We start from the raw sequence: 15245 nt of genomic DNA on the forward strand, positions 1-15245 counted from the left end.
GTCTAATTCAGGTCTGGCGCTATCCTATATAATTGGTACACTATCCTCCTAAGTATTTTTTTAACAGAAACAAGATTATTCTACTTTTATTTTAGTCTATAGTCAATGTTTTCTATTGAATTACCAAGTTTTTAAAATAATTGGTATAGATAAGGTATTTTTTACTTTATCTAATTGGTCTAAAAAAAAGAAATCACCAGTATCAACTGATGATTTCTTTTTAAGACTCGTCTTCTTCAAAATCTGCTAAACGAATTTCTGTTTTTTGCTCTTCAAATTCTAGTGGTTCTTCTTCCATTTTCTCATTACCTAATCGATTATTAAAATTCATATTAATATCAGGGCGCATTGACATATCAACACTTCTGACAAAAAATTGCTTTTCTAACTTTTCAATTACGGTATCAATCTCTACATCATCTACGTATAGAACAACATATTTCATTTTTTTAGAAACATAATGAACATAACCAAAACGACGTAAATTTTTTAACTGTTTTAAACTATAAACCCAGACAATTAGACCTCTTCTAGGAACTAATTCAAGGGAATTATCTATTTCATTAACTAACATGACAACTACCTCCACATCCTCTTTTAGCAAACTCAAAAAACGGATTGCCTGCATCGACTTTAATATCTTTTGAAATAGTATTCGCTAGATCAAAAGTTACATAGTCTAGCATATTTTGAAGGGATGTTTCACTATACTTAAAGCCAGCGACTAATTCATTTGTATCAACTAATCTTTTAGCTTTTCTGACATCTCTTCTTTTTTCTTTAAAATCAGGAGCGTATTTTCCATATGATTCTATTTTTTCAAAAGCTTCTTTCTTTTCTAAAAATTCATTTACAATTGATGAGACTTCTTGATTTCGGTCCATTTCAACATAAGAAGTAACATAACCTGAAACTAATTCACTACTAATAAGCTCTTTTGCAAGCTCTTCAACAAGATCCTCTATTTCAATAACTTCTTCATTATAAATCACCATTATCACTACTTTCAACTGTCTTAATTTTTTCTTTTTCTTTCCCAAAGAAAGTCATTACACCTTGTTTGTCAAAAGTTAATCCTATCCTTGAATCATTTTTATGAGCTAACTCTTCATGATAAAAACGACTGCCATACCAATTAGTTACCATAAAAGGGACATCGACAACTGGTGCATAAAAAATACCATGTGTTTCCTTTGGTGATAAATCTAGTTTTTTGATTAATCGAGTCGTCTCTTTTTTATTTAATACAAAAGGAGGCGTACTGATGTTAGTTTCGGAAACTTTCTTCCAATTCTTCAAATGACTTTCTTCATCAATTATCACATCAGGTTTTTCGGAAAGAAGTTCTATACCTTTTTTTGACCCCACTTGTAAAGTCGAATCCATTTGGTATTTTTTCTTATCTTCTTTTTCTCGTAATAAATTCAAAATAGTTACTAGTTGTTCTTGGTTATCTTGATTAACCTGATGCCAGTCTTTAGCTTCTAAAGGTAGTTTTTCCTGAACCTTGTTATCTTGATCCATTTGATAAGGCATGATACTTAATAGCGTATGCTTATCCAAATAACGAATTGCCATTAACTTTCCAGTTCCTTGATTTATATGTAGCATTGCAAATGTGCCATTATTAAACGCTACTAATGGTCGATAATTCATATCATCTTCAGTCAATTCAACTTCGTATTTTTCATCACCATAACTAAAGTTAAAGTTAGAAAAAATAGTTGTAATTTCAGCTAAATCTACTAAATTCATATCCATTGCAAAAGGAGTTGTTTCCAAATTCTTCCCTAGAACAAAGACGCTTGAAACGACTGAATTTTTGATTTCTACTTGGTAATAATCATTTAATGAGTCTCCATAAACAAGCCATTCCGTCTGATAATAAGAAGAAAATGTTTTTTTAGGTTTAGGAAATTCTTTTAAGAATTCATCTTTTGTTTTGCCAACATAATTTGCCATACCAGTTGTATTTAACTCATAATAAGGAACCGATTTATGAGAAATTTTTACTTTTTCAACGGATAAATCATTTTTAGGTTTGGGTTGGTTACGAGAAGATATGACTGGTTTCATATAAACAACACTCAGCACTAAAAATAAACAAACAATAAATTCAATGCTTCTTTTCAAATCTTCTCTCCCCTTTTAAATCATTTATTGTTAAATCGTTAATTCAATTAATAAATCTCCAGATTGAATAGCTTCACCACTTTTAGCAAGAACACGTTTAACAACACCATCTCGTTTAGAATAAATAGTTGTTTCCATCTTCATTGCTTCTGTAATTAAAAGCGCATCTCCTTTATGAACTTGCTCACCAACTTCAACTAAGACATCAAGAACAGATCCTGGCATTGTAGCACCTATATGACCTTGGTTTGTTGGTTCACATTTTTCTTTCATAATAACTTGAGATTTTATATTTTGATCTTTAATAATAATTTCACGACGTTGACCGTTTAAATTGAAGAATAACACTCGGTTACCTTCCAAATCAGGTTCACCAATCTCGTCTAGTGTAATAATCAATGTTTTTCCTTTTTCAATTCTAACTTCGATTGTTTCACCAACACGCATTCCTTGGAAGAACGTCATTGTATCTAACAATTCTACATCTCCAAAGCTATCATGCGTCTTACAATAATCTAAGAAGACTTGAGGATACATAATATAGCTTATCACATCTTTTGAACTTGGTTCAAAACCAATGAGCTCTTTTAATTCTTTCTTAATTTCTTCAAAATCAACAGATTCAGCCAAGCTACCTGGACGAACTTCAATTGACGGTCGACCATTTAAAATAATATCTTTCAATTCTTTAGGAAATCCTCCTGTCGGTTGACCTAAGTCGCCCTTAAAGAAACTAATAACAGATTCAGGATAGTTTAATTCTCTTCCCTTTTGATAGATATCATCTGAGGTTAAATTATTTTGAACCATAAAGAGAGCCATATCACCTACTACTTTAGAAGAAGGTGTCACTTTAATAATATCCCCAAATAATAAATTAACTGTTGCATACATATCTTTAATTTCTTCCCAGCGTTCTTCTAAACCAACTGCTTTTGCTTGTTGTTGTAAATTGGAATATTGACCACCAGGCATCTCATGAGAATAAACTTCTGTTTGAGGGGCACTAATACCATTTTCAAAAGGACGGTAGTAAGAACGGACATCTTCCCAATAATGATTTATTTGCTGTACATTTTCAATATCAACATTAGGTGTTCTACTACTATCATTAAGTGCATAATATAAACTACTCATGCTAGGTTGACTTGTTGCACTACTCATAGCACTCATAGCAACATCTACAATATCCACACCAGCTTTTGTTGCTGCTGCATAGGTCATGATGCCATTTCCAGCTGTGTCATGAGTGTGTAAATGAATCGGAACATCAACTGTTGATTTTAATTCAGTTACTAACTGATAAGCAGCTTCTGGTTTCAATAAACCTGCCATATCCTTAATCGCAATAATATGAGCTCCCATTTTTTCTAAATCTTTAGCCATGTTCTTATAGTAAGCTAGATTGTATTTAGAACGGTTTGGATCTAACACATCTCCTGTGTAACAAATAGCAGCCTCTGCTAATTTACCAGTATCACGAACATATTGAATGCTTTTTTCCATTTGAGGTAACCAGTTCAAACTATCAAAAATTCTAAAAACATCAATTCCCTCACTTGCAGCCAGTTCGATAAATTCTTTTAAAACATTATCTGGATAATTTTGATAGCCTACTGCATTAGATCCTCTAAATAACATTTGGAACAATGTATTTGGCATTAATTTTCTTAATTTTCTTAAACGAATCCATGGGTCTTCATTTAAAAATCGATACGCTACATCAAATGTAGCTCCTCCCCACATCTCACTTGAGAATAATTCTGGAATTCCTTCATCTGTTTGCTTAGCAATTCGTTTCAAATCTGTGGTTCTTACACGAGTAGCCAATAAACTTTGATGAGCATCTCTAAAAGTTGTATCCGTTAAAAGAACTTCTTCTTTATTTTTAATCCAGTCAACAACAGCTTCTTGACCTGATTGGTCTAAAATATTCTTAGCCGTTAAAATTTGAGGTCTTTCCACTATTTTTTGAGGAATTCTTGCTTCTTTTTGATATTTTTTCTTTGAAGTTTCTACACCAGGAAAACCGTTGACTGTCACTTCACCAATATACTTCATTGTTTTATTGCCACGATCTCTAACTCTTGGAAACTCAAACAACTCAGGTGATTCATCAATAAAAGTTGTAATAGCTTGACCTGATTTGAATGTCTGATGATTAATAACATTAGCTAAGAATGGAATATTAGTTTTAACTCCTCTAATTCTAAACTCTTTTAAAGCTCTTCTCATTTTCTCAATGGTTTGATCAAACGTAATCGCATGCGTACAAACCTTTACAAGTAAAGAATCAAAGAACGGCGTTACAACGGCTCCAGCAAAAGCATTTCCAATATCTAAACGAATACCATAACCACCTGGTGAACGATATGTATCAATTTTTCCAATATCTGGCATAAAATTATTTAAAGGATCTTCAGTTGTAATACGACATTGAATGGCGTATCCATGGATACTTAATTTATCTTGAGTTGGCAATCCAATTTCCCCATGTAAATTTTTTCCCATAGCAATTTGAAGTTGAGACATAACAATATCAACATCTGTTATTAATTCAGTAATGGTATGTTCTACTTGAACTCGAGGGTTTACCTCAATGAAGTAAAAATTATCGCCTTCTACCAAAAATTCAACTGTTCCAGCATTAACATAACCAACATGTTTCATTAATTTGACAGCTGCCTGACAAATCTCTTCTCGTTGTTCCTCTGACATTGAAACACAAGGTGCTACTTCTACTACTTTTTGATGACGTCTTTGAACAGAGCAATCTCTTTCAAATAAATGAATGACATTCCCATGAGTATCTCCTAAAATTTGAACTTCAATATGTTTAGGATTTGAAATATATTTTTCGACATATACTTCATCATTGCCAAAAGCAGCTTTTGCTTCACTTTTAGCGCGATCATAACCTTCAATCGCTTCTTTTTCATCTCTTGCTACACGCATTCCTCGACCGCCGCCTCCAAGAGAAGCTTTAATCATAATAGGAAAACCAAATTCATTAGCAAAAGCTAAAACTTCTTCCACACTATCTACTGGTCCATCTGTTCCAGGAATAGAAGCTACACCAGCTGAAATAGCCGCTTCTTTAGCTTTGATTTTATCCCCAAAAATATCTAAATGATGGAGAGTTGGGCCCACAAAAGTAATTCCCTCCTCAGCACATCTTTTAGCAAACTCTAAGTTTTCAGATAAAAATCCGTATCCGGGATGAATTGAATCAGCTCCCGACTCTTTAGCAATTCGAATAATATCTTCAATATCTAAATAGGCATCAGTTGCTTTTTTTCCCTTACCTACTAAATAAGCTTCATCTGCTTTAAAACGATGCATAGAACGCTCATCTTCTGTTGCATAGATTGCTACTGTATCAATATCTAGTTCCGTACATGCACGGAAGACACGAATAGCAATTTCCCCTCTGTTAGCTACTAATACCTTTTTCATCATTAATTCCCTCCAACCTTATTTATGATGTTCTAATAATCTAGTTTGTTCTCTGTATTCAATTGCAATTTGTTCATTTCGTTGATCAAATCGTTGTTTTTTCTCATCCGCACTAATATTTAATGCAAACCCAACACCAATCGATAAGGTAATCAAGCTAGATCCTCCTTGGCTTAAAAATGGAAATGTTACACCTGTTAATGGAATAATTCCCGTAATTCCACCAATATTAATAAATGTCTGAATTAAAATCATTCCACCAATACCAATACACATCATTGAATTAAATGTGTTTTTTGATTTTATTCCAATAACTAAAATTCTAAGAATTAAAAATAGTAACATTCCTAAAATAACAATTGCTACAATTAATCCTAATTCTTCGATAACAATTGAAAACATAAAGTCGGTTTGTGCTTCAGGTAGAAATCCTTTTTTCTGAATACTATTTCCAATCCCTAAACCAAACCAGCCCCCATTACTCATCGCGTAGTATGAATTGACCATTTGATGTCCGTCACCAAGTGGGTCAATAAACGGATTAGAGAATGTTCTAAAACGGTTATATACGTATTTGAAACGACCAGGGAATAAAAGTCCACCAGTCATTAAAATCCCTTGGATAGCCACAAATGAACCTACGACACCAACACCCATAGCTAATAAAGTATAAAAGTAATTAACGCCACTGGCTAGAACCATAATAGACGCAATCATTGCTAAAATAACCGCTCCACCATTATCTGGTTGAATGACTACTAAAAAGATGAGTCCACCAATTAAGACAAGTGGCTTTAAGGCTGCTTCCTTAAAATTTTGATTAATCATATTTTGTCTTCTTGAAAGTATATATGCTAAATACCAAATAATCACAATTTTTAAAAACTCTGCAGGCTGAATTGTGATGCCACCAATACTTAGCCATCCATCAGCCCCACCACCTGATTGACCTAAATGAGTGAATTTAGTCAAAATTAACATCAAGCTAATAACAGCAATGGCAATCATAATAAAGTTTTTATTTTGAAACACTTTTGTTTTCATCTTATAAATAAAAACAATTCCTATAATACCAATCACAAAAAAAGCAGCTTGCTTAATTGCATCAGTTCCAGGATTTTTTCCTAGTTGAGCTAATTTAGCAGAGCTAGCACTATAAACCATAATGATACCCATAATTGACAAAATTAGGTATGGAACCAAAATACTATAGTCTAAATACAGGCGTTTATCTACATGTTTGGGCAAAAAAATCACTTCCTCTCGTTGCTAAAATCTTTCTTTTTTTGCTCATCATAGACATTAACGTACACCTGATTTAATTCTTTTTCTAATTCAACAATCAGCTTACTACCTTCTTCTTTAGTTAAAATTCCAAGTTTTTGAGCATAATCTACTTGCTTTGAAAAACCATACATTTGTGTATCTACAACCTCTTCAAAAGCTTTACATTGTGTAATACATTGATAGTTTCTTTGATTTGAAATTAATTGTCTTATTTTTGAGGCTTCTTGGTCTAGTGCCTCTAAGGCCTTTTCTTTTGCTATTTCTAAAAACATGATAGCCCTCCTTATTATTGATATATTATAGCACATGGTATACATGTGATTTAGCGTTTTTTTCTTTAAAAAAAGATATTTAGTTGCTTTCATCTATAATAGTCTATTTGCGCTATCATTGTAAAGAAAACTAGCAATAAAAAAAAGCAAAAGAAATAAATTCTTTTGCTTTGTTAATTCACTATTTAATTGCTGCGTAACGTTTATTAACTTCATCCCAGTTAATAACATTAAAGAAAGCTTTAATATAGTCTGGACGAACATTACTATATTTTTTATAGTAAGCATGTTCCCAAACATCAAGTCCTAATAAAGGTGTTTTTCCTTCTGTTAATGGAGAATCTTGATTTGGAGTAGACATAATTTCTAATTTTCCATTATTATCAACTAACCAAGCCCAGCCAGAACCGAAACGACCTACTCCTGCTGCAGCAAATGCTTCTTTAAAAGCATCATAACTTCCAAATGCGCTCTCAATAGCACCTTTAATTGCTCCAGTTGGTTCGCCACCTGCATTTGGTCCCATAATTTCCCAGAAGAAAGCATGGTTAGCATGTCCACCACCATTGTTTCTTACTGCCATACGGATGTCTTCAGGAACATCGTTTAAGTTTGCGATTAATTCTTCAATTGATTTATTACCTAGTTCAGGATGTTTTTCAATTGCAGCGTTTAAGTTAGTTACATAAGTATTATGATGTTTATCATGATGTAACTTCATCGTTAACTCGTCAATATGTGGTTCTAATGCATCGTATGCATATGGTAAATCTGGTAATGTGTATGCCATTATAATAGCCTCCTAATATTTATAACCATTATTCAATGGTTGGTTCTTCTAACATTTTCAATATACCATTAAGCTAAGAGAAAAACAAAAAATTGAACTGGAAAAACAATTATTTTTAAAACTTGTCTCTAATCCTTAAAAACGTTACAATAAGGGGTATTGAATATTGCAAAAGGAGACCTTTATGAGTACATTTAATTTAATCAAAGCAGCTTTTACACAACCGACCTTGTTAATAGAAGGACGGAAGAAAAAGGGTTTCCATGTTTTTTTATACATGATACTCTTGTCAATCATCTTAAGTTTACCTGTCGTCTTTCAGAGTATGGACATTTTAAGCTCTATTAAAGAAGACGGGGATAAGATTGTTCAAAAGCTTCCAGAATTTTCAATTGAAGACGGAAAAATTTTAACAGATAAAAAAGATTCCGGCTTTATCTATCAAACCAATTCAATGATTTTTACATTTGACCCTGAAGGAAAAAGAAGTAAAAATGAAGTTGAAGCTGATTCTGTAGGTGGAGTCATGACAATTGCTCTCTTAAAAAATGAGGCAGTTATAGTGATGCCAACAACCGGATCAACTGCGGATATGTTAGACAGTAATTCGTTTTCATTACCTTACACCGCAACACAGATGCGTATTATCAATAAAGAGTTCCTTAATAAAATGCTAACTGGTAATTCCCAAGGGATGCTCCTTTTTGTTTTTGTTTTATTAATATCAGCTTTTATGATTTTTGTTAGTTTCTTAGTTGATTTAATCATGATGACATTCTTTGCAAACATTTTTGTCAGAACTCGAATGATTCGTCTGAAATTTAGTGAAGTTTTTAAAATCTTAGTTTATTGTGCAACTATTCCAACTCTATTAACGATGGCTCTTCAATTTATTTGGCCTAGTTTTCCAATTGGATCAATTGCTTTAGCACTAACTTTATTAATTTACTTTAATATCTTTCCAAAACCAACAAGACCTAATCGTAAAAATAAAAAATAGAGGGCCATTACGGCACCTCTATTTTTTTATTTATAAGTATAACTTGGCTCTTTTGTTTTCTCATCCAAGTCAATTTCTAAGCTATAGTCTGCAAAAAACCATTCATCCGCTTCTTCTGTAAAAAAGTGAATACCATCAATTTTTGTTTCTAGCATTGGGTTATTGGCAGATGTCGCTTCTATTCCTGTCGAAAATCCAACATGAACATTAGTTGCTCCACCATATTTCCCATAAATACGTAGACTATCACCCTCAGTTAATAATAATTCATCTTTAAACCATTGTGTTGCTTGAGGTGTTATTTTTAATTCCATTTGCTTTCCTCCACTTCTTTTCACAGATATTGTAACATATACAAAAAAAAGCAATGAGTTTTATGCTCATTGCTAGCGATTCATTTTATCATCTAAATAATCAACATTATCATTGTGACCGACAACCAATAAAATATCATTTTCAAGAATCATCTGATTAGCTGGTGGAGAAACAATTAACTCATTCTTTCCACGTCTAATAGCCACAATTGTTAAATTAAAGTGTTGTCTGAAATTAATTTCTTCAATCGTTCGATTGTAGAATTTTTTGTTAGTTACAATAACTTCTGCTAAAGAATAATCCTCAGATAGTTCAATAAAATCTAGCATATTATTAGAAGTCAATTTATGTCCTAAACGTATCCCCATATCTCTTTCTGGATGGACAACAGTATCTGCTCCAACTTTGTCTAAAACTCTTGCATGATACTCATTTTGAGCTTTAGCCGTAATTCTTGGAACACCCATCTCTTTAGCCATCAATGTAACTAAGATACTAGCTTGTATATCCTCACCAATAGCAACAATCACATGATCAAAATTTCTTAAACCTAGAGAACGTAATGTTGCTTCATCTTGAGCATTAGCAACAACTGCATGAGTTGCAACGTTCATATATTCATTCACACGATCCTCACAACTATCAATCGCTAATACCTCTTGATCTGACTTAATCAATTCGCGACAAACACTGCCCCCAAATCGACCTAAACCTATGATTGCAAATGATTTTCTCATTTTTATTTCTCTCCTAACTAATGCAATATACTAAAACTATTTAACTATTCCGTGTTTAAACGCATAAATAGCCGCTTGTGTGCGGTCCTCTACGTCTAATTTAGATAATATATTAGAGACATGTGTTTTAACCGTCTTAAGTGTGATAAACAATTCATCTGCAATTTCTTGATTGCTTTTTCCTTCAGAGATTAGAAGTAGAATTTCTTTTTCTCTATTTGTTAAATCTTCATGCAATATATGTTCTTTTGGTTTTGATAAACGTTCCATCATCTTACTTGTTACTTCTGATTCTAAAACCTTTTCTCCTTGATGAGCAGAACGAATCGCATTAGCAATATCTTTTGCTGAAGAAGTTTTTAATAGGTAGCCTGCTGCGCCTGCTTCAATAGCAGGATAAACCTTTTCATCATCAATAAAACTAGTTACAATAATAATTCGTGCTTCTGGCCAATCTGACAAGATTTTTTTTGTCGATTCAATTCCATCCATTACATCCATTACTAAGTCCATTAAAATAACATCTGGCCTTAACTCTAATGCTTTTTCATGCCCTACAAGACCATTTTCAGCTTCTCCAATAACTTCAATATCCGGTTGAATCATCAAGTATGAAGAAACTCCCATTCGAACCATCTCATGATCATCCACTAAAAGTACTTTAATCAATTGTTTCACTCTCCTCTAGCACAGGAACTTTAATTTCAATACTTGTACCTTGTCCAATAAAACTCACTATTCGGCAAGTACCACCCATTCCAGTCACTCGTTCTTTTATGTTATTTAACCCATAACTACCAACTTTTGAACTAGACATATCAAATCCTTGTCCATCATCTACTACTCTAAGTAAAACAGTTTTATCCATTTTTTTCAAATAAACTTCTAAAGATTTTGCTTTTGCATGTCGTAGTGTATTGGATAGTAGCTCTTGAACAATTCTAAATAAATTATCTTCTATTGAACTAGCTAGTTTGACATCTTCTACATTCCATAAAAGTTCAATATTAATTTTAGTTTGTAACTCATTTAAGAGCATCTCAATTCCTTGTTTCAAGGTCTTTGCCTCTAAATTAATTGGTCTTAAATGAAGTAACAATGCTCTCATCTCAGACTGTGACGTATTAATAATGCCCGCAATCATTTGAACTTGTTTTTCAACAACTTCTGGTACATCGAGTTCAGAAATACCCTCATTCAATGCTGATAACATCATCGTTGCTGCAAACAATTGTTGACTCACTGAATCATGAAGTTCACGAGCAATTCGGTGTCTTTCTTCTTTAATTAATTCTTCTTTAGACTCACCTTCAACTAACTGAGGGTGACTGTTCAAATCTTGTAATTCTTTCGACATAGAAACTAATTTATTTCTAATAGCTAAAATATCTTTATCTAATTCTGTCACAAATACATCATCTACATCTACCATTAGCGATTCAGATAACATTTGATGTTCATAATTACCACTTGCTAATAATTGCAAACGTTCTTCAATTTTTCCATAAGCTTTTCGGTTAGATATGTATAGAATAACAATCACTATACCACTAACTGCTAATGCAATAATGATAATATAAATAATAATTGGCAATTTGAACATTCTCGTATGGATTAATTCTAGCATCCATTTTTTTTGATTCTTTGCATAAAAATAACTATACAACGTTAAGATTAAAACCATAAAAGTTAATAAAAAGGTGTAAAAGAATACCAACGGACGCCCCATTTTAGATATCATATTCTAATCACCTCTATATCACCTAAAAGTGTATTGGTGACAATTTTTAACTTTCTTGTAGCTTCATCATATTCATTACTAAACACTTTAATTGATTCATTTTTTAAACGGTAATGCTCATTTTCAAATTGAGCTTCACCTATCATTGCAGAATGTTCTAACATGACACCAATTCCTGTTGGAACAAGTATTCTTGTCTTTCCAAATCCTTTTCTTACAATAACTACATTATCTTCTTTTGGTAACAAGGTATTTCCCAAATCGATAATTGTATCTCCATAAACGATAGACATATTGATATCATCCCACTCATATGTATCATTTCCAAAGCGTTGGTTTCCAATCCATGGTCGTTTGAATCGTCTACCTGATTTTGAATCACTTGTGACCGTTTTAATCATCTTAATTTGTTTCTTTCGCCATGGTGCATTTGAAAATAAATCAATACCAGAAACCTCTACACCCTTAAGACCAACAAATAAAATAGCTAAAACAATCATCAGCCAGACTGCTGGACTACTTAAAAAACAAAGTAGCATCACTACTAAACTCGATACTTTTTGAAAATGATTAAACGAAGTTTTGTGGACTTTTTTAACCGAATAAACAAAGTTAATAATGGCAAATACTATAAAAATTAATATTGGAATATTTCCCAATAATTGATAAATAGCCCATACAAATAACAATAACTCGGTTACAATAAAAAAACGCCATGAGCTTTGCATAGTCCTTACTCCTTTTCTATAGAATATTTAAGTTTATTATAACTATCTTTTGTGCATTGTAAAAACCACAAAAGAAGGAAAACGTACTACGACTTTAGACCTAGATTTCATCTTAATTAAAAATGAAAAACGAACAATCTTTCACTAAAATTGTTCGTCACTCTATTCAATTGAGAACAAAAAAAGAGGTTGAGACATAAGTCTCAGCCTAAAAAAATGTTTTCTTACGAAATTTTTTCTATTCTTACGTCCATGTCCCACCTGGGGTACTAATTGTTACAACATCATTTAATTTTTTTCCAATTAAAGCTTTAGCAATCGGAGAGTCATTTGAGATTTTTCCTGAAAACGGATCTGCTTCTGCACTCCCAACAATTGTGTACTCTTCTTCATCACCATCTGGTAATTCAACAAATTTCACAGTACGTCCAATTGATACTTCATCTTTAGATACATTATTATTATCAATAATTTGAGCAAAACGAATCATGTTTTCTAATGTTGTAATTCTACCTTCAACAAAAGCTTGCTCATCTTTAGCTGACTCGTACTCAGAGTTCTCTGATAAATCTCCAAAACTACGAGCTATTTTTATACGCTCAACTATTTCTTTACGTTTAATTGTTTTTAACTCTTCTAATTCTACTTCTAATTTTTCTTTACCTTCTAAAGTCATCGGATAAACTTTTTCCATAATCGACTCACGTCTCCTTAAAACGATTTTAAGCTATTTGACAAATGAATAGCTTCCCCGAAATGTATCGGAAAAGCTTTTCACTCTCAATATAACAAACAGATTACCACGTTAGGAACAAAAAGTAAACATCAAAAATAATTTTTTAATTTTCACTTTTTTCATAACAGGAATTCTATTTTTTATCATCAATATACTCTTTTTTTAATTTCAAATGTTCTTCATATGTTTTAGCGTAATAAACCTTACCTGTTGAAACATCTGCTAAGAAATAAATATAGTCATTTGCTTCTGGATTCATTACAGCTAAAATTGATTGCTCACTTGGACTGTTAAACGGTCCTGGGCCTGTTCCCTTATTAATATATAGATTATAAGGAGAATCAATTTGAGTATCTTTATTAGATAGATGAACTTTATGTTCTTCCATTGCATAAAGAATAGAGATATCTGATTGAAGTGGCATATCAGTTTCTATTCTATTAAAGAATACTTGAGCAATTTTTTTACGATCCTCTTCAGAAACACCTTCTTTTTCAACTAAAGAAGCTAATGTTAAAACTTCTTGGACAGAAAGTTTTTTCTGCTCAATACTTTGATAAAGTGGTGTCATCACTTGATTCGTTTTGATAATCATTTGTTCAACTAATTCTTCTAAAGAATTATCTTTATAATAATTATAAGTAGCTGGATACAAGTAACCTTCTAAACGGAAGCGAACATCTTTTGCTTGTTTAGCACTTGTTAATAATTCTGGATACTTACCTGCCATTTTGTTAAAGAATTTTTCATCTTTCATAAGGGCTAGGAATTCATCTTTTTTCACATCTGTTTTCTTATCAAATAAATCAGCTATTTGATCAATTGAAGAACCTTCAGGAATTGTAATTTTAGCATCAGCTAAAGCTTCTGGTTCATCCGTTCCACCAGATTGAAGATTCTTAGTGATTTCATCTAGAGTCATATTTGGTGCCATTTGGTAATAACCAGCCTGAAAATCAGAAAGATTGTTCGTTTTAACAAAGTATGAAAATACTAATCCACTTTTAATAACTTTGCTTTTTTCTAATATTTGACCAATGTCTTTACTAGAGCTACCAATTGGTACTTCTACTTGCACCATTTTTTTATCTGATGGATCTAGTGGTTTCAAGCTTGATTTGAAGAAACTATAAAACGAAAATCCCGCTACTGTAACTGTGACAATTAAGGCTAAAGATATAATGATAACAATCTTTTTCACCATATTGTTTTCTTTTTTACGGTTATTAAATTTATCTTCTGTTTGGCGTCTATTACGACGTCTAACGGGCTCTTCTGTTCTAGGTGTTTCTCTATATTCATTCTCATTAGTCATTTTTTCATCACTCTCATGATCCCCGTGTAGGGAATTCAATACATATTCTTTAAACTCTTTACCTGATTCAGGACTTTCATCTTTTTGTTTTAACTCATCATCTCTATCAGTCAAAAAGGCGTCCTCCTTAGTTTTTTAATTTTAAATTTGCTTACACCATTATACATGATTCTTAAAAAAATCCAAACATGTTTTACGAACTTTTATCACAATATTAAAAAACATGTTTTCCTATTGAAATAAACGTTACACTCCATTTTCAAAAAACACTACTTTTAAAGATAACCTTCCTTTTTTCATTTCAATACGGTACAATGATTTTTGAATAAGAATAAAGGAGACAAGAAATGAACTCATTACCAAGTTGTCCAAACTGTCAGTCAGTTTATACCTATGAAGACCGAGGCTTATACGTTTGTCCCGAATGTGGCAATGAATGGTCTCAAAATGAAGCAAATGAAGAAACAAACGAATTTATCGTTAAAGATTCGAATGGGAATATTCTTCAAGACGGCGATAGTGTTTCAGTGATTAAAGACTTGAAAGTCAAAGGCGCTAGCGGTCCAATTAAACAGGGTACAAAAGTTAAAAATATTCGTTTAGTTGACAGCGACCACAATATTGATTGTAAAATTGATGGTTTTGGCCCTATGAAATTAAAATCAGAATTTGTAAAAAAACTGTAAGCGATGTGTTAATCACATTGCTTTTTTTATTTCTAACAAAGTAAATTTT

16 protein-coding genes are annotated in these 15245 nt (G+C 32.2%); 2 read left to right on the top strand and 14 right to left on the bottom strand.

What is annotated here, in order from left to right; all coding sequences use genetic code 11:
* Nucleotides 1-220: 220 nt before the first annotated feature.
* The 7 genes from H9L18_RS09425 to H9L18_RS09455 all read right to left on the bottom strand — a co-directional run bounded on the left by H9L18_RS09425 (nucleotide 221) and on the right by H9L18_RS09455 (nucleotide 7938).
* A complete protein-coding gene (locus tag H9L18_RS09425) occupies nucleotides 221-574 on the bottom strand; it encodes a YlbG family protein (RefSeq protein ID WP_126794768.1) in 354 nt (117 codons plus the stop codon).
* Nucleotides 564-995: a YlbF/YmcA family competence regulator gene (locus H9L18_RS09430; protein WP_246433273.1), complete on the bottom strand. Its 432-nt coding sequence runs from the start codon at nucleotides 993-995 to the stop codon at nucleotides 564-566. The genes H9L18_RS09425 and H9L18_RS09430 overlap by 11 nt, the downstream gene beginning before the upstream one ends.
* Entirely contained in the window at nucleotides 982-2133 is a 1152-nt protein-coding gene (locus tag H9L18_RS09435; RefSeq protein ID WP_126794762.1) for a CAP-associated domain-containing protein, read from the bottom strand. Before H9L18_RS09435 ends, H9L18_RS09430 begins: the two co-directional genes overlap by 14 nt.
* A 30-nt stretch (nucleotides 2134-2163) precedes the next feature.
* A complete protein-coding gene (locus H9L18_RS09440; RefSeq protein ID WP_126794940.1) occupies nucleotides 2164-5589 on the bottom strand; it encodes a pyruvate carboxylase in 3426 nt (1141 codons plus the stop codon).
* An 18-nt stretch (nucleotides 5590-5607) separates the two neighbouring features.
* Nucleotides 5608-6837 (bottom strand): FtsW/RodA/SpoVE family cell cycle protein, encoded by a 1230-nt coding sequence (locus tag H9L18_RS09445; RefSeq protein ID WP_126794759.1) that lies wholly within the window; start codon nucleotides 6835-6837, stop codon nucleotides 5608-5610.
* 5 nt (nucleotides 6838-6842) lie between these two features.
* Complete coding sequence (locus H9L18_RS09450) at nucleotides 6843-7148, bottom strand: DUF1507 family protein (protein WP_126794755.1); 306 nt, start codon at nucleotides 7146-7148, stop codon at nucleotides 6843-6845.
* A gap of 181 nt (nucleotides 7149-7329) precedes the next feature.
* Entirely contained in the window at nucleotides 7330-7938 is a 609-nt protein-coding gene (locus tag H9L18_RS09455) for a superoxide dismutase (RefSeq protein WP_126794752.1), read from the bottom strand.
* A 184-nt stretch (nucleotides 7939-8122) separates the two neighbouring features.
* On the opposite strand from H9L18_RS09455, the gene H9L18_RS09460 reads away from it, so the two are divergent.
* Nucleotides 8123-8938 carry a DUF1189 domain-containing protein gene (locus tag H9L18_RS09460; protein WP_126794749.1) on the top strand — a complete coding sequence of 272 codons (816 nt, stop codon included), beginning with the start codon at nucleotides 8123-8125 and terminating at the stop codon, nucleotides 8936-8938.
* A 26-nt stretch (nucleotides 8939-8964) separates the two neighbouring features.
* On the opposite strand, the gene H9L18_RS09465 is transcribed toward H9L18_RS09460, so the two are convergent.
* The 7 genes from H9L18_RS09465 to mltG all read right to left on the bottom strand — a co-directional run bounded on the left by H9L18_RS09465 (nucleotide 8965) and on the right by mltG (nucleotide 14624).
* Nucleotides 8965-9252 (bottom strand): HesB/YadR/YfhF family protein, encoded by a 288-nt coding sequence (locus H9L18_RS09465; protein ID WP_126794746.1) that lies wholly within the window; start codon nucleotides 9250-9252, stop codon nucleotides 8965-8967.
* Between the two features lie 72 nt (nucleotides 9253-9324).
* A complete protein-coding gene (locus H9L18_RS09470) occupies nucleotides 9325-9990 on the bottom strand; it encodes a potassium channel family protein (protein ID WP_126794742.1) in 666 nt (221 codons plus the stop codon).
* Between the two features lie 36 nt (nucleotides 9991-10026).
* A complete protein-coding gene (locus H9L18_RS09475; protein WP_126794739.1) occupies nucleotides 10027-10659 on the bottom strand; it encodes a response regulator in 633 nt (210 codons plus the stop codon).
* The gene (locus H9L18_RS09480; protein WP_126794736.1) at nucleotides 10652-11731 is read right to left on the bottom strand and encodes a sensor histidine kinase; all 1080 of its coding nucleotides are present in this window, start codon (nucleotides 11729-11731) and stop codon (nucleotides 10652-10654) included. The genes H9L18_RS09475 and H9L18_RS09480 overlap by 8 nt, the downstream gene beginning before the upstream one ends.
* The gene (gene liaF / locus H9L18_RS09485; protein ID WP_126794733.1) at nucleotides 11728-12459 is read right to left on the bottom strand and encodes a cell wall-active antibiotics response protein LiaF; all 732 of its coding nucleotides are present in this window, start codon (nucleotides 12457-12459) and stop codon (nucleotides 11728-11730) included. The genes H9L18_RS09480 and liaF overlap by 4 nt, the downstream gene beginning before the upstream one ends.
* A 244-nt stretch (nucleotides 12460-12703) precedes the next feature.
* Nucleotides 12704-13156: a transcription elongation factor GreA gene (greA, locus tag H9L18_RS09490; RefSeq protein WP_281391410.1), complete on the bottom strand. Its 453-nt coding sequence runs from the start codon at nucleotides 13154-13156 to the stop codon at nucleotides 12704-12706.
* Between the two features lie 172 nt (nucleotides 13157-13328).
* Nucleotides 13329-14624, bottom strand: a complete 1296-nt coding sequence (gene mltG, locus H9L18_RS09495; protein ID WP_246433274.1) for an endolytic transglycosylase MltG — start codon at nucleotides 14622-14624, stop codon at nucleotides 13329-13331.
* A gap of 233 nt (nucleotides 14625-14857) precedes the next feature.
* Between mltG and H9L18_RS09500 the strand changes: the two genes are divergently transcribed.
* Nucleotides 14858-15196, top strand: a complete 339-nt coding sequence (locus tag H9L18_RS09500; protein ID WP_126794727.1) for a zinc ribbon domain-containing protein YjdM — start codon at nucleotides 14858-14860, stop codon at nucleotides 15194-15196.
* Nucleotides 15197-15245 lie beyond the last annotated feature (49 nt).

The organism is Vagococcus carniphilus (assembly GCF_014397115.1).
GTDB lineage: Bacteria > Bacillota > Bacilli > Lactobacillales > Vagococcaceae > Vagococcus > Vagococcus carniphilus.

Bases quoted from the DNA above. Each gene is read 5' to 3' on its own strand.
- H9L18_RS09455 (WP_126794752.1), bottom strand. From the start codon at position 7,938: ATGGCATACACATTACCAGATTTACCATATGCATACGATGCATTAGAA.
- H9L18_RS09480 (WP_126794736.1), bottom strand. From the start codon at position 11,731: ATGATATCTAAAATGGGGCGTCCGTTGGTATTCTTTTACACCTTTTTA.
- H9L18_RS09430 (WP_246433273.1), bottom strand. From the start codon at position 995: ATGGTGATTTATAATGAAGAAGTTATTGAAATAGAGGATCTTGTTGAA.
- H9L18_RS09500 (WP_126794727.1), top strand. From the start codon at position 14,858: ATGAACTCATTACCAAGTTGTCCAAACTGTCAGTCAGTTTATACCTAT.
- liaF (WP_126794733.1), bottom strand. From the start codon at position 12,459: ATGCAAAGCTCATGGCGTTTTTTTATTGTAACCGAGTTATTGTTATTT.
- H9L18_RS09450 (WP_126794755.1), bottom strand. From the start codon at position 7,148: ATGTTTTTAGAAATAGCAAAAGAAAAGGCCTTAGAGGCACTAGACCAA.
- H9L18_RS09460 (WP_126794749.1), top strand. From the start codon at position 8,123: ATGAGTACATTTAATTTAATCAAAGCAGCTTTTACACAACCGACCTTG.
- H9L18_RS09465 (WP_126794746.1), bottom strand. From the start codon at position 9,252: ATGGAATTAAAAATAACACCTCAAGCAACACAATGGTTTAAAGATGAA.
- H9L18_RS09425 (WP_126794768.1), bottom strand. From the start codon at position 574: ATGTTAGTTAATGAAATAGATAATTCCCTTGAATTAGTTCCTAGAAGA.
- H9L18_RS09440 (WP_126794940.1), bottom strand. From the start codon at position 5,589: ATGAAAAAGGTATTAGTAGCTAACAGAGGGGAAATTGCTATTCGTGTC.
- H9L18_RS09470 (WP_126794742.1), bottom strand. From the start codon at position 9,990: ATGAGAAAATCATTTGCAATCATAGGTTTAGGTCGATTTGGGGGCAGT.